12 protein-coding genes are annotated in these 12272 nt (G+C 66.7%); 4 read left to right on the forward strand and 8 right to left on the reverse strand.

What is annotated here, in order from left to right:
* Nucleotides 1-603: an IMPACT family protein gene (locus CAL28_RS11880; RefSeq protein ID WP_094841573.1), complete on the forward strand. Its 603-nt coding sequence runs from the start codon at nucleotides 1-3 to the stop codon at nucleotides 601-603.
* Between the two features lie 5 nt (nucleotides 604-608).
* Here CAL28_RS11880 and trxA read toward each other — a convergent pair whose 3' ends face one another.
* Both trxA and CAL28_RS11890 read right to left on the reverse strand, forming a co-directional pair.
* Entirely contained in the window at nucleotides 609-998 is a 390-nt protein-coding gene (gene trxA, locus CAL28_RS11885) for a thioredoxin (protein ID WP_094841574.1), read from the reverse strand.
* 123 nt (nucleotides 999-1121) lie between these two features.
* Nucleotides 1122-2159, reverse strand: a complete 1038-nt coding sequence (locus CAL28_RS11890) for an LLM class flavin-dependent oxidoreductase (RefSeq protein WP_094841575.1) — start codon at nucleotides 2157-2159, stop codon at nucleotides 1122-1124.
* Nucleotides 2160-2343: 184 nt separating this feature from the next.
* Between CAL28_RS11890 and arfB the strand changes: the two genes are divergently transcribed.
* A complete protein-coding gene (gene arfB / locus CAL28_RS11895) occupies nucleotides 2344-2766 on the forward strand; it encodes an alternative ribosome rescue aminoacyl-tRNA hydrolase ArfB (protein WP_094841576.1) in 423 nt (140 codons plus the stop codon).
* A gap of 71 nt (nucleotides 2767-2837) precedes the next feature.
* Here arfB and CAL28_RS11900 read toward each other — a convergent pair whose 3' ends face one another.
* The 6 genes from CAL28_RS11900 to CAL28_RS11925 all read right to left on the reverse strand — a co-directional run bounded on the left by CAL28_RS11900 (nucleotide 2838) and on the right by CAL28_RS11925 (nucleotide 8439).
* Complete coding sequence (locus CAL28_RS11900; protein ID WP_094841577.1) at nucleotides 2838-3260, reverse strand: carboxypeptidase-like regulatory domain-containing protein; 423 nt, start codon at nucleotides 3258-3260, stop codon at nucleotides 2838-2840.
* Between the two features lie 277 nt (nucleotides 3261-3537).
* Complete coding sequence (locus CAL28_RS11905) at nucleotides 3538-4302, reverse strand: NRDE family protein (RefSeq protein ID WP_094841578.1); 765 nt, start codon at nucleotides 4300-4302, stop codon at nucleotides 3538-3540.
* Between the two features lie 8 nt (nucleotides 4303-4310).
* Complete coding sequence (locus CAL28_RS11910) at nucleotides 4311-4892, reverse strand: YbaK/EbsC family protein (RefSeq protein WP_094841579.1); 582 nt, start codon at nucleotides 4890-4892, stop codon at nucleotides 4311-4313.
* Nucleotides 4861-5859 carry an aldo/keto reductase gene (locus CAL28_RS11915; protein ID WP_094841580.1) on the reverse strand — a complete coding sequence of 333 codons (999 nt, stop codon included), beginning with the start codon at nucleotides 5857-5859 and terminating at the stop codon, nucleotides 4861-4863. Before CAL28_RS11915 ends, CAL28_RS11910 begins: the two co-directional genes overlap by 32 nt.
* Before the next feature lie 139 nt (nucleotides 5860-5998).
* Nucleotides 5999-7597: a glycerol-3-phosphate dehydrogenase/oxidase gene (locus tag CAL28_RS11920; RefSeq protein WP_094841581.1), complete on the reverse strand. Its 1599-nt coding sequence runs from the start codon at nucleotides 7595-7597 to the stop codon at nucleotides 5999-6001.
* Entirely contained in the window at nucleotides 7594-8439 is an 846-nt protein-coding gene (locus tag CAL28_RS11925; RefSeq protein WP_440588380.1) for a DeoR/GlpR family DNA-binding transcription regulator, read from the reverse strand. Before CAL28_RS11925 ends, CAL28_RS11920 begins: the two co-directional genes overlap by 4 nt.
* A 266-nt stretch (nucleotides 8440-8705) precedes the next feature.
* Here CAL28_RS11925 and CAL28_RS11930 point away from each other — a divergent pair, with 266 nt between their 5' ends.
* Together CAL28_RS11930 and CAL28_RS11935 are read left to right on the forward strand one after the other, a co-directional pair.
* Entirely contained in the window at nucleotides 8706-9485 is a 780-nt protein-coding gene (locus CAL28_RS11930) for a hypothetical protein (RefSeq protein ID WP_094841582.1), read from the forward strand.
* A 61-nt stretch (nucleotides 9486-9546) separates the two neighbouring features.
* The gene (locus tag CAL28_RS11935) at nucleotides 9547-12084 is read left to right on the forward strand and encodes an arylsulfatase (protein ID WP_217906563.1); all 2538 of its coding nucleotides are present in this window, start codon (nucleotides 9547-9549) and stop codon (nucleotides 12082-12084) included.
* The last annotated feature ends 188 nt before the right edge of the window (nucleotides 12085-12272 follow it).

The following is a 12272-nucleotide window of genomic DNA, read 5'->3' on the forward strand; positions in this document are numbered from 1 at the left end:
GTGGCCAGTACGCTGGCCGGGCCCAACATCTACCGGGAAACGATCAAGAAAAGCGTTTTCCTGGCGCATGCCGGCCCGGCGGCCGATGTGGACGCGGCAATGGCGTTTATCGCGGCGCATTCGGATGCCGGCGCCACCCACAATTGCTGGGCCTACCGCATCGGCGCCGCGTACCGCTTCAGCGACGACGGCGAACCGGGCGGTACCGCGGGCCGTCCCATGCTGCAGGCCATCGACGGCCAGGATTGCGACCGGGTCGCGGTGGTGGTGACCCGCTGGTACGGCGGCATCAACCTGGGTACCGGCGGGCTGGCGCGCGCCTACGGCGGCGCCGCGGCGAATTGCCTGCGGCTGGCGCCGCGCGTGGAGATCATCGACACCGTCAACGCGACCTGCGCGTGTTCCTACACGGAGCTGCAGCACCTGAAGGCGCGCCTGGCGCAGGCGGGGGCGACGATCACGCACGAGGCGTTCGAAGCCGAGGGTGTCGTGCTGACCTTATCGGTGCCGCGGCAAAGCCTGGAAGCGCTGGACGCGTGGCTGGTCAACTTCAGCCGCGGGCGGTCGTCATTGCGGACGGGCGAAGGCCCGTCCGGCATCTGACCGCCTCAAGCCTGGCCGCCTTCGGCGTCCTGCTTGGCTTGCGCGTCGGCGATGTCCTGATGGACTTTTTCCATGTCCAGTTCCTTGACCTTGGCCAGCAGTTCGTTCAACTGGCCGGCCGACAGCGCGCCCGGCTGCGAGAACAGCAGCACCTGTTCGCGGAACACCATCAAGGTGGGAATCGAGCGGATGCCCAGGGCGCCCGCGAGCTCCTGCTCGACGTCCGTATTGACCTTGGCGAAAGTCACGTCGGGATGTTCCGCCGCGGCCTTTTCGAAGACCGGCGCGAAGCCGCGGCACGGGCCGCACCATGGCGCCCAGAAGTCGACGATCAGCGTCCCTTCCGGCGAGATGGCTTCCTGGAAGGAATCCTTGTTCAGTTCGACGATGCTCATTCGATACATCCTTGCCGTGTCTTGCGCGGCGCTTGCGGGCCGTGAAGACCCTGGGTGGATTTGGCCGCACCGGATGGCGCGGTGATGCCTTCATGATAAACGCGCGGCGCGGGCGTTCCACGTTCATTGCGCGACGGCCGTACCGGCCCGCGGCTCGCGCGGCGCTTCGGCCTGCTTGAGCGACGCCACGATTTCGTAGGAACGCAGGCGGTCGGCGGGATCGTAGAAGTCCGACACGATCATGATCTCGTCGGCTTCGGTACGGGCTACCAGCGATTCTAGTTCGCGCTTGACCGTGTCCGGCCCACCGACGATGGATGCGCCCAACCGCTGCTGCACGGCCGCTTTCTCCCATTCGTTCCATACCGAGGACATATCGTCGACCGGCGGTTGCAGTTGCAGGCGATGGCCGCGCACCAGCGACAGGAATTTCTGCTGCTGGGTCGTCGCCTGGCGCCGCGCCTGCTCGTCGGTGTCCGCCGCGATGACGGGCACGCCTATCATGGAATACGGCTTGTCCAGCACGTCCGATGGCTTGAAACGGCGCCGGTATAGCTGCATGGCGGCCATGCCTTCCGGCGAAAAGTGGCCCGCGAAGGAAAAGGGCAGGCCGAGTTCCGCCGCGAGCTGCGCGCTGAAATCGCTGGATCCCAGCAGCCAGATGGGGACGTTCAAGCCTTCGCCGGGAATGGCGCGCACGGCCTGCGTGGGATGCGCCGGCTGGAAATAGGCGCGCAGTTCTTCCAGTTGGTGCGGGAAGTTCATGCCGCTTCGGGGATCGCGTCCCAACGCGCGCTGTGTCGCGCCGTCGCTGCCGGGGGCACGGCCCAGGCCCAGATCGATGCGTCCTGGAAACAGCGATTCCAGTGTGCCGAACTGTTCGGCGATGATGAGCGGCGCGTGGTTGGGCAGCATGACGCCGCCGGAGCCCACACGCAAGGTGCGGGTATTCGCGGCCACATGCCCGATGAGCACGGCGGTGGCGCTGCTGGCGATGCCGTTGATGTTGTGATGTTCGGCCAGCCAGAACCGGTTGTAGCCGAGTGCCTCGACATGGCGGGCCAGCTGGACGGTATTGCGGAAAGCGTCCGCCGCGGTGCTGCCTTGCGCGATAGGCGCCAGGTCCAGGACCGAAAACGGAATTTCTGACAAGGGCTTCATGGTTTTCCTCACGCCATATACATGGGGCAGTGTATCGGCGATTTCAACCATGGAGCCGAGCAACCTTGCCGCCGGACGGGTTGTATGGGGCGGCTATCCAGGATGCGCGCGGGGCGGCAGAGCAGGGCGACGGCGCCACGGCGACGCCGGACGAGGGCGGCGCGATGCGGGTAGACTCGCGCTCATGATCCCCATTTCCCACAACCTGATGCTGGACGAGCGCGAAGTCGAGTTCAGCATGATCCGCGCGCAAGGCGCGGGCGGACAGAACGTCAACAAGGTGTCCAGCGCGGTGCATCTGCGATTCGATATCCGCGCGTCGTCGCTGCCGGACGATGTCAAGCATGCCTTGCTGGGCAGCGGCGACCGGCGCATTACCAAGGATGGCGTGGCGATCATCAAGGCACAGACGCATCGCAGCCAGGATAAGAACCGCGCCGAGGCGATCGAGCGCCTGGCCGCGATGATCGCGTCCGCCGCGCGTCCCGTGACGCCACGCAAGCCGACCCGGCCCACCCGCGCCTCGCAGCAGCGCCGCGTGCAGCGCAAGGTCCGTCACGGCCAGATCAAGCTGATGCGAGGAAAAATAGGCGGCGACGCCGGGTGAGGACAGCGCGCCCGTTTACGGGCGGTCGGCCGCTGTCCGGATGACGATCGGACAGCTGCGCGCGGCCGCCCTTATTGCCATTCGAAAACGGCGCGGTTGTGCGATCCCTTTGCGATGGTCGCCTGGCGCACGATCTTCTTGCCGTTGTAGGTAGAAGAGATCGTGTACGAACCGGGCGGCAGCTGGACGAGCAGGTAGGGGCCATTGGTGGTCGTCTGCAGGACCGTCGCGCCCTTGCTGTCGGTGATGGTGACCGGGACATCGGCGGTGTAGACGCTCTGCCCGCCCTCGCGTTGCGCGAAGACCATGGACAGAGAGTAGTCTTTTTCCGAGGCCTTCATGGAATTCGATTCATCCAGGCCGACCCCGCCGGTCACGAACTGGATATTGCCCTGGCGCTGCAGGGGCGGCATGTCGGCATATGCGACGGAGAGCCCGGCGCCGAACACCAGCATCGCGGCAAGCGTGCGGCGAAAACGGATTGTTTTCATCATTCTGCTCCTATGAACATAGGACAAAGTATCCCTTAGCGAGGGAACGGGCGCGCAGCGGGTTTGCGGCCGGCCCCATACCCGCGTGCATATGCTTTGAGCGTGGGCCTGGCGTTGAAGTTCTGCATGTCCGCAAATACGGCTGTATACGGCAACATACCTTATCCACGGGAAGTCTCGATGACGGAGATCAAAAGCCGGCGGGCGGGGTCCCCGCAGCGTCTTCGCTTGCCGCACCGAGGCGGCCATCGCCTGTGTTTCGGGTGTTGTCAGTTCGCGGTCAGGACGATGCCACGTCCCAGCTGGAGCGGCCCGCCGGGGAGCCGTCCGGCGCGAAACGCCGTTCATATAGCGAGCAATGGCGCTCGCCCAGGATCATGACGGTGGACGAGCGCGTGCCATAGGTCAGGCCCACGATGAAGGCGCTGCTCAGGAAGCGTTCGCGCTCCAGGCCGATGCCGGTATCGGGAAGCTCCGCGTCCAGGGCGATGGAACGGTCGCCCAGCGCGTCGAACAGCGCCTCCACGTCCGGGGCGGGCGCGGCGCGCAGGATGTCGGTGAAGGCGGCCTTGGTGCGGGCCAGCTTGGGCCAGGGCGTGTCCAGCAAGTGGTTCGACAGCGCGTAGATTCCGGGCGCCAGTAAACGTGGCGGCCCGCCGCGGTTGCTGTAGTACGCGGCGTGCTCGCGGTCGCCCACGACAAGATTGAAACCGTTGTAGTCCGCGCCTTTGTCGGCGACCTGGGCGGCGTAGTCGGCCGGCGCCGCATCGCCGCGCAGGAAGTCCTGCACCAGCATGCCCCGGGAGGGCGCATGCGGGCGGATGCTCATGGGATCGCGGTAGTTGGTGACCAGCGCATAGCGGCCGCCGCGCGTCATTCCCATCCACGAGCCGCCGGATTGCAGGTCGCGCCCCGCGATGACGCGCGGATCGTCCTTCCAGGGGGCGGCCGCGGCGGTGGGGCGGGCATGGTATTCGTCCCGATTGGCGGCGATGACCACCGGTACGCCAGGCAGCGTGTCGATCGCGAGGACGGCCAGGCACATGGTGCGCCTTAAGCCGCGGGCGCGGCGGACGGCGAGTCGCCGGCATCGCGCGTGAACGCGGCCGTCCGCGGGCGCACCAGCGCGAGGTAATCGCGCGCGCTCATCAGGATCGACGCATCGAGGCGCCCCGCATTGAAGACGATTTCCGCATGCCGGGTACCCAGCGTTTCGTCGACCAGCAGCGTTAGGGCATCGTCGAACACGAAAGGCGGGATCGCGCCGATTTCGCAGCCGGTGAGTTCGCGCGCCAGGTCGCGCGACGCCAGCGATGCCTTCTTGCCGCCGGCGGCGCGCGCGATGGCCTCCAGGTCGGCCTGCCGGTCCGCCGGGAACACCGCCAGCACGTGGGCGCGTTGCGTGGAAGATAGCTTGACGCGGCAGACCAGCGCCTTGGCGCCCTGGCCGACCGCCGTGCCGCGAATCGCCGCCACCGCTTCGGACCGGCCCTCGGCGGCGTGGCGCAGCAGCCGGTAGGCGATGCCGGATTCGTCCAGCAGCGCCGTCAACCGCTCGTGCACGGATGCTCCGGCCGGCCCCGCGTCGTCGCGCGTGCGGGCGTCAGCGGACGGAATCGCCGAATCGGTATTCATGCGTCAGCGTGTCCAGCCTGGATTTCAGTTCCGGCGTGAGCTTGTAGTCGACCGCGGCCAGCGTGTCGTCCAGTTGTTCCGGCTTGCTCGCGCCCAGCAGCGGCGCGGTAATGACCGTATTGGCCAGCACCCATGCCATGGCCAGCGTCGTCAGCGATACGCCGGCTTCCTGCGCGATGTCGCGCAGGGCCGCGACGGTTTCGAAGGAGCGTTCGTTCCAGTAGCGGTCCTGGTAGCGGCTGCCCGCGGTGCCCAGCGTAAAGCGCGTGCCTTCCGGCGGCTTGGCGTTGGGCTTGTGCTTGCCGGTCAGCAGGCCGCCAGCCAGCGGGTTGTAAGGGATGACGGCCAGGCCTTCGGCCGCGCACAGCGGCAGCAACTCGCGTTCGATTTCGCGGAACAGCAGGCTATAGCGCGGCTGCACCGACGCGACGCGCGTCAAGTGGCGCACGTCCGAGCGTCCCAGGGCGGTCGCCAGGCGCCAGGCCAGGAAGTTCGAAACGCCGATATAGCGGGCGCGTCCCGACTTGACGATGACGTCCAGGGCTTCCAGGGTTTCGTCCAGCGGCGTGGTGTCGTCATCCGAATGCAGCTGGTACAGGTCGACGTAATCGGTTTGCAGCCGCTTGAGCGATGCATCGATGGCATCGAGCAGGTGCTTGCGCGAGGCGCCGCGGTCCCAGTCCTGCGGGCCCATCACGCCCACGGCCTTGGTGGCAAGGATGAAGCTGGAGCGCTTGCCCGTCAGCCAGCGGCCGACGATTTCCTCGGTGCGGCCGGCGGTGTCGGGCGTGCCGCCCAAGGGGTAGACGTCGGCCGTATCGAGGAAGTTGATGCCGGCGTCGCTGGCTTTGTCGAGGATGCGGCCGGCAACGGTTTCGTCGGTCTGCAGGCCGAAGGTCATGGTACCCAGCGCCAGCCGGGATACCTTCAGGCCGGTGCGGCCGAACTGGATCTTGGGAATGGTCATCGCGAGTTCTCCGTGAAGGCGCGCCGCGCCGGCGCGTTCAGAATCGTGCAAGCAAGCGGCGCCTCGCGGCGCCGGTGGATCTGATGAACCGCGACGATTCTACGCCCGAAGTACCGCGATGTCGCCGCCCGCGTCGACGCTAGGCGGCCAGGCGGTACTGCTGCGCGGTGTGCTCGAAGTCCGCCACGGCGCGGCGCTGCCAGGCGGCGTCGTGGTCCAGTTCCTCGGCCAGGATGCGCGCGACTTCCGGCGCCGCCCGCAGCGCGGCGGCGCTGTCCAGGAAGAGGGCGCGGTTGCGGCGCGCCAGCACGTCCTCGGGGCTGCGCGCCAATTCGAAGCGGGCCGCGAAGCGCACATGGGCTTCGCTCAGGCCGCTGGCCGCCACCAGCATGCGGTCCGCGCCCGGCAGCGCGCGCAGCTGGGGAAGGTCGCTGCCGTAATAGGCATCCGGCGTGCCGGGTTGCGCCAGGCTGGCCGGCGCGCCGGGGGCGCCGTGCAAGGGCAGGCTTTCGGTGCGGCAGGGCGCGTGGGGCAGGATGTGTTCGCGCGCCGCGAGGTCCATGACGTCCTGCGCCATGCGGCGATAGGTGGTCCATTTGCCGCCGGTGACGGTAATCAACCCCGCGTTGGACATCAGGATGGTGTGCTCGCGCGATAGCGTTTTGGTGGCTCCCACGCCGCTGGCCTTGACCAGCGGGCGCAGGCCGCTCCATACGCTGGTGACATCGGCGCGCGTGGGCTTGCGGCTAAGGTAGCGGGCCGCCGTGGCGAGAATGAAGTCGACATCCTCGCGGCCGGCATCCGGTTCCAGGGGCAGGTCGGCGCGCGGCGTGTCGGTGGTGCCGATGATGGTGTGTCCGTTCCAGGGCACCACGAACAGGACCCGCCCGTCGTCGGTCTTGGGAATCAGGATGGCCTTGTCGCCGGGCAGGAAATCGCGCGGCAGCGTCAGGTGCACGCCCTGGCTGGGTGCGACGATACCCATCGCGGAACGGTCCTCCATGCGGCGGATTGCGTCGACCCACACGCCGGTCGCGTTGATGACGCATTTGGCGTTCAGGACGAAGGTCGTGCCGCTCAGGCCGTCGCGCGCCGTGACGCCGTCGATGCGTCCGTTGCTCTGGTTCAGTCCCGTGACGCTCATGTAGTTCACCGCCACGCCACCCAGGTCGAACAACGTGCGCATCAGCGTCGTGGCCAGGCGCGCGTCGTCGAACTGGCCGTCGTAATACAGCACGCCCCCGCGCAGCCGGTGGCCGTCGATGGCGGTGGCCAGGGTGGGGGCGTCGGCCAGTACCTGCGAGCGCGACAGCAGCCGGCTGGGCCGCAGGTTCAGGCGGCCCGCCAGCATGTCGTACATCTTCAGGCCGATGCCGTAGAACGGTTGGTCGAGCAGGTTGTAGGACGGCACGACGAAACCCAGCGGCCAGACCACGTGCGGCGCATTGCGTCCCAGCAGTCCCCGCTCGTGCAGGGCCTCGCGGACCAGGCTGATATTGCCTTGCGCCAGGTAGCGCACGCCGCCGTGCACCAGCTTGGTGGCGCGGCTGGACGTGCCTTTGGCGAAATCGGCGGCTTCGATCAACAGTGTGCGATAACCGCGGGCCGCGGCGTCGACCGCTGTACCCAATCCCGTCGCGCCGCCGCCGATGACGATCACGTCCCACGGCTGGGCGGAATCGAGTTGCGTCAGCAGGCGTTCGCGGGAGGGCGGCGTAACGGTGGCGGAAGTTGTCATGGCAGGGCCTGGTCGGAAGGCGGATGGGCAGTGATCTCGCAGCGCACGCCGGACTCCCGTAGCACGCGCGCGATGGTTTCGGGGATGGGCTGGTCGGTGAACAGGCGGTCGATGCGGGACACGTGGGCGACTTCCACCATGGCCTGGCGTTCGAACTTGCTGCGGTCGGCCGCCAGCCAGACCTCGCGCGACTGTTCGATGATGGTGCGCGCCACGCTGACTTCGCGCAGGTCGTAGTCGCGCAGGGTGCCGTCGGCTTCGATGCCGGATATGCCGATCAAGCCGATATCGACCTTGAAGCGGCGAATGAAATCGATGGCGGCGTCGCCCACGATGGCCCGATCGCTGGCGCGCATCAGGCCGCCGGCCACGATGACCTCGCAGTCGGGATTGGCCGCCAGGATGTCGGCCACGTGCAGATTGTTGGTAATGACGCGCAAGCCGCGGTGGTTCAGCAGCGCACGGGCGATCGCTTCGGTGGTGGTACCGATATTAAGGATCAGCGAGCAGCCTTCGGGGACCTGCGCGGCCACGGCCTGGGCGATGCGCCGTTTGCCCTCGGCGTTGACCGCCTTGCGCTGCTGGTAGGCGATGTTTTCCGTCGTGGAAGAGGCGGCCACGCGCACGCCGCCGTGGAAGCGGGCGAGCAGGCCGGCGCCCGCCAGCAGGGTGACGTCGCGGCGCACCGTCTGCAGCGTTACGCCGAAGCGTTGCGCCAGGGCTTCTATCGAAGCCGTGCCGTCCTCGCGAACCGCTTCGACAAGCGCGATCTGGCGTGGGTTCATGTCCATAAACGCATCATAAACGAACTTAAACGAAAGTAAAAGAACGAATCCGCGCATGGCCGTCATCGCTTCGGAGCGCACCGCCGCTCAGCCGTAAAGCCTAAAGCTGGGTAAACGCGCGTTACCTGGACCGCGGCGGGCCTTCTACACTTTTGCCTGCCTTACCTGCCGGATCCACGCGTACCCGCAGCGCAATGACGACGCTCCGGCATCCGACAAGCTGTCCCCCGGTTTATGCGCCACGGGCGTCGCATGGAGAACCCATCGACATGCCCCGGCGCCAAGCCTTGCAAAAGAACATTGCAACAATGGGAGGCGGAGCGATGAAGGGCAACTCTTCCGCACGCGCGGCCCGGCTTGCCGGCGCCTGCCTGTGTGCCGGCGCCGGGGCCGTCTTCGCCGACGACGCGGCACCGTCGGCCGATACCTGGAAGTTCGAAGCGACGCCTTATTTCTGGGCGGCGGGGATGAGCGGTTGGGGCCGTGTCGGCGCCCGCACCCCTACCGTGCGCTTCGATACGGACTTTTCGCAGATCTGGGATCACCTGGATTTCGGCGCGATGGGCACGTTCGAGGCGCGCAAGGGACGCTGGGGCATCCTGTTCGACGCGTTCTACGTGAAAGTCAGCCAGCGCAGCGAGCCGCTGGCGCGGGGCGCGCTGGGCACCGTCGATACGACCCTGCAGCAGACCATACTGCAGGCGGCTGGCGCCTACCGGGTGTTCGATAGCCCGAAGACGCCGGTCGATATCCTGGCCGGCGCGCGCTACACCTATCTGGACGGCGACCTCGATTTCTCGAAAAGCCGGCTTCTGCCTGCCGGGCCTTCGCGCAGCGGCAACGTCGATTGGGTCGATGGATTCGTCGGCGTGCGCGCGTCCTATGCCCTGACCGACAAATGGTCCCTGGTGGGATACGCGGATGCCGGTACCGGCGGCGGCGATTATTCCTGGCAGGTCCTTGCCGGCACCAACTACGAGTTTTCCAAGTCCCTGGTGGGCAAGTTCGGCTATCGGATCATCAGCATGAAGTACGAGTCCGACAAGTTTCTGTACAACGCGAAGACCGCGGGGTTGTTCCTGGGCTTGGGGATACGGTTCTGATCCCTTGGGGATACGGTTCCGATCCTTATTGGCCGCGTCCGGCATGGTCCGGGAGGCTGACATGAAAACTCGCCAATTCCTGTATGCCGCGGCCGTCGTTCTGGCGGCGGGCATGGCCGGACAGCCGGGCGCCCAGCAGATCGGGTCTCCGGTCGAATCCAATCGGGAAGCGGCTGGCGCCGAGCCGGGTTCGCCGGACGCGACGACCACCATCGATGGACGCTACCTGCCGCCGCCGCCGCCGAAGTTCGGCGGACGCATCGAGCTCAATGCCGCGCAGTCGACCCCCGCGTGGCCGGCGCGCGTCGTGCCGCCGCAGGGCGCGCCCAATGTCCTGCTGATCATGACCGACGACGTGGGCTTCGGCGCGCCGTCCACTTTCGGCGGTGTCATCCCCACGCCGGCGCTGGACCGCATCGCGAACAACGGCCTGCGGTTCACCAATTTCCATTCGACCGCGCTGTGTTCGCCCACGCGCGCCGCGTTGATTACGGGCCGCAATCACCATTCGGTGGGTTTCGGCGTCATTTCGGAGGGCGCGTCGGGATACCCAGGCTATGACAGCGTGATCGGCAGGGACAGCGCCACCATCGGCCGCATCCTGCGCGACAACGGCTATCGCACATCCTGGTTCGGCAAGGACCACAATACGCCCAGTTGGACGGCCAGCGCGATCGGCCCGTTCGACCAGTGGCCGATCGGCATGGGATTCGACTATTTCTACGGATTCGTCGGCGGCGATGCCAGCCAGTGGGAACCCAACCTGTTCCGCAATACCACCGCGATCTATCCCTATGTGGGACATCCGGGATGGAACCTGACCACCGCGATGGCCGACGAGGCGATCCAATGGCTGTCCCAGCTCGATGCCATCAATCCCGCGATGCCGTTCTTCCTTTACTACGTTCCCGGCGGCACGCATTCCCCGCATCATCCGACGCCGGAATGGATCGCCAGGATCCGTGATATGCATCTGTTCGACAAAGGATGGAACGCGCTGCGCGAGCAGATCTTCGAGAACCAGAAAAAACTCGGCGTCATTCCCGCGGATACGGTGCTGACCGACTGGCCGGACGATCTGCTCAAACGCTGGGACGGCCTCTCGGACGAAGAGAAAAAACTGTATATCCGCCAGGCCGAGGTCTACGCGGCCTATCTGGCCTATACCGATCACGAAATCGGCCGGGTGATCGATGCGGTCGACAAATCGGGCCGGCTGGACAATACGCTGATCATCTACATCAGCGGCGACAACGGCGCGTCGGCGGAAGGATCGCCCAACGGCACGCCCAACGAAATACTGCAGTTCAATGGCGTCGAGGTGCCGGTGGCCGAGCAGATGAAGTACTACGACGCCTGGGGTTCGCAGTACACGTACAACCACATGGCGGTACCTTGGGCCTGGGCCTTCGATACGCCGTTCCGCTGGACCAAGCAGGTACCGTCCTACTTTGGCGGCACGCGCCAGGGCATGGCGGTTTCCTGGCCCCGCGTCATCAAGGACAAGGGCGGTGTCCGCAACCAGTTCCATCACGTCATCGATGTGGTGCCCACACTGCTGCAGGCCAGCGGCATTCCCGCGCCGGTAATGGTGGACGGGATCGCGCAGAAGCCTATCGAAGGCGTCAGCATGATGTACGCCTTCGACAAGGCCAACGCCGGCGCGCGGTCGCCTCACCGCACGCAATACTTCGAGATGATGGGGGTGCAGGGGCTGTACGACAACGGCTGGATGCTCAGCGCGGTCCCGACGCGGCCGCCGTGGAACCTGGTCGGCACGTCTATCCAGAATCCGGCCAGTGCCTATCGTTTCGAGCTGTTCGACACCAGCAAGGACTGGTCGCAGGCCCATGACGTCGCCGCCGCGCATCCCGACAAGGTCAGCGAGATGAAAGACCTGATGTTCGCGGAATTCGCCCGTTATCAGGTATTGCCGCTCGATGCGTCGGTGGTCACCCGGATGGTGGAGCCGCGGCCGTCCGTGACCGGCGGGCGGCGTTCCTTCACCGTCGCGGCGCCGCTGACGGGCCTGCCCCGGGGCACGGCGCCCAGCGTACTGAATACCTCGTACACCATCGTGGCCGAGGTCGACGTGCCGGCGGGCGGCGCGGAGGGCGTCATCGTCACGGACGGCGGGCGCTTCGGCGGCTACGGGATGTACCTGCTGCGGGGCAGGCCGGTTTTCGTATGGAACCTGCTCGGCCTGGAGACGGTGCGCTGGGAGGCGCCGGATGTCCTTGCGCCGGGCAAGCACAGGCTGGAATACGACTTCCGTTACGACGGACTCGGATACGGGACCCTGGCGTTCAACGATCTGAGCGGTGTCGGCCGATCCGGCACGGGGGTGTTTTCCGTGGACGGGAAGACCGTCGCCACCCACGCGATGCAGAAAACCGTTCCCATGACCCTGCCTTGGGACGAAACCTTCGACATCGGGTCCGATACGGGCACGCCGGTGGTGGACCAGGACTATCAGGTGCCGTTCCGCTTTACCGGCACCATCGGCAAGGTGACCGTCACCCTCGACCCGCCCAGGCTGACGGCCGCGGACGAGCAGCGTCTGCGGGAGGCGCAGCAGCGGGCAGCCGCCAGCCGATAGGGCGGATAGGGCGGCCGGCCAGGCCGCTATTGGCGTCGCCCGGTGTTACCCCTGGTCCTGGCATTGGGGGGCACCGGTGCGCATCCTCCGCCGCTTGGCCGACCACGCTGCCGTCCGGTCACTGTGTGACTCCTCGCCTCAATTTGACACTTCCAGAGACGAACGCCGGCTGGCAGGCCTCGTATCCT

Origin of the sequence: Bordetella genomosp. 11 (assembly GCF_002261215.1) — a bacterium.
Taxonomy (GTDB): Bacteria; Pseudomonadota; Gammaproteobacteria; order Burkholderiales; family Burkholderiaceae_B; genus Bordetella_C.

Coding starts and splice junctions, on each gene's coding strand:
- arfB (WP_094841576.1), top strand. CDS start 2,344: ATGATCCCCATTTCCCACAACCTGATGCTGGACGAGCGCGAAGTCGAG.
- CAL28_RS11935 (WP_217906563.1), top strand. CDS start 9,547: ATGAAAACTCGCCAATTCCTGTATGCCGCGGCCGTCGTTCTGGCGGCG.
- CAL28_RS11890 (WP_094841575.1), bottom strand. CDS start 2,159: ATGAAGCCCTTGTCAGAAATTCCGTTTTCGGTCCTGGACCTGGCGCCT.
- CAL28_RS11905 (WP_094841578.1), bottom strand. CDS start 4,302: ATGTGCCTGGCCGTCCTCGCGATCGACACGCTGCCTGGCGTACCGGTG.
- CAL28_RS11930 (WP_094841582.1), top strand. CDS start 8,706: ATGAAGGGCAACTCTTCCGCACGCGCGGCCCGGCTTGCCGGCGCCTGC.
- CAL28_RS11900 (WP_094841577.1), bottom strand. CDS start 3,260: ATGATGAAAACAATCCGTTTTCGCCGCACGCTTGCCGCGATGCTGGTG.
- CAL28_RS11920 (WP_094841581.1), bottom strand. CDS start 7,597: ATGACAACTTCCGCCACCGTTACGCCGCCCTCCCGCGAACGCCTGCTG.
- CAL28_RS11925 (WP_440588380.1), bottom strand. CDS start 8,439: ATGCGCGGATTCGTTCTTTTACTTTCGTTTAAGTTCGTTTATGATGCG.
- CAL28_RS11910 (WP_094841579.1), bottom strand. CDS start 4,892: ATGAATACCGATTCGGCGATTCCGTCCGCTGACGCCCGCACGCGCGAC.
- CAL28_RS11915 (WP_094841580.1), bottom strand. CDS start 5,859: ATGACCATTCCCAAGATCCAGTTCGGCCGCACCGGCCTGAAGGTATCC.
- trxA (WP_094841574.1), bottom strand. CDS start 998: ATGAGCATCGTCGAACTGAACAAGGATTCCTTCCAGGAAGCCATCTCG.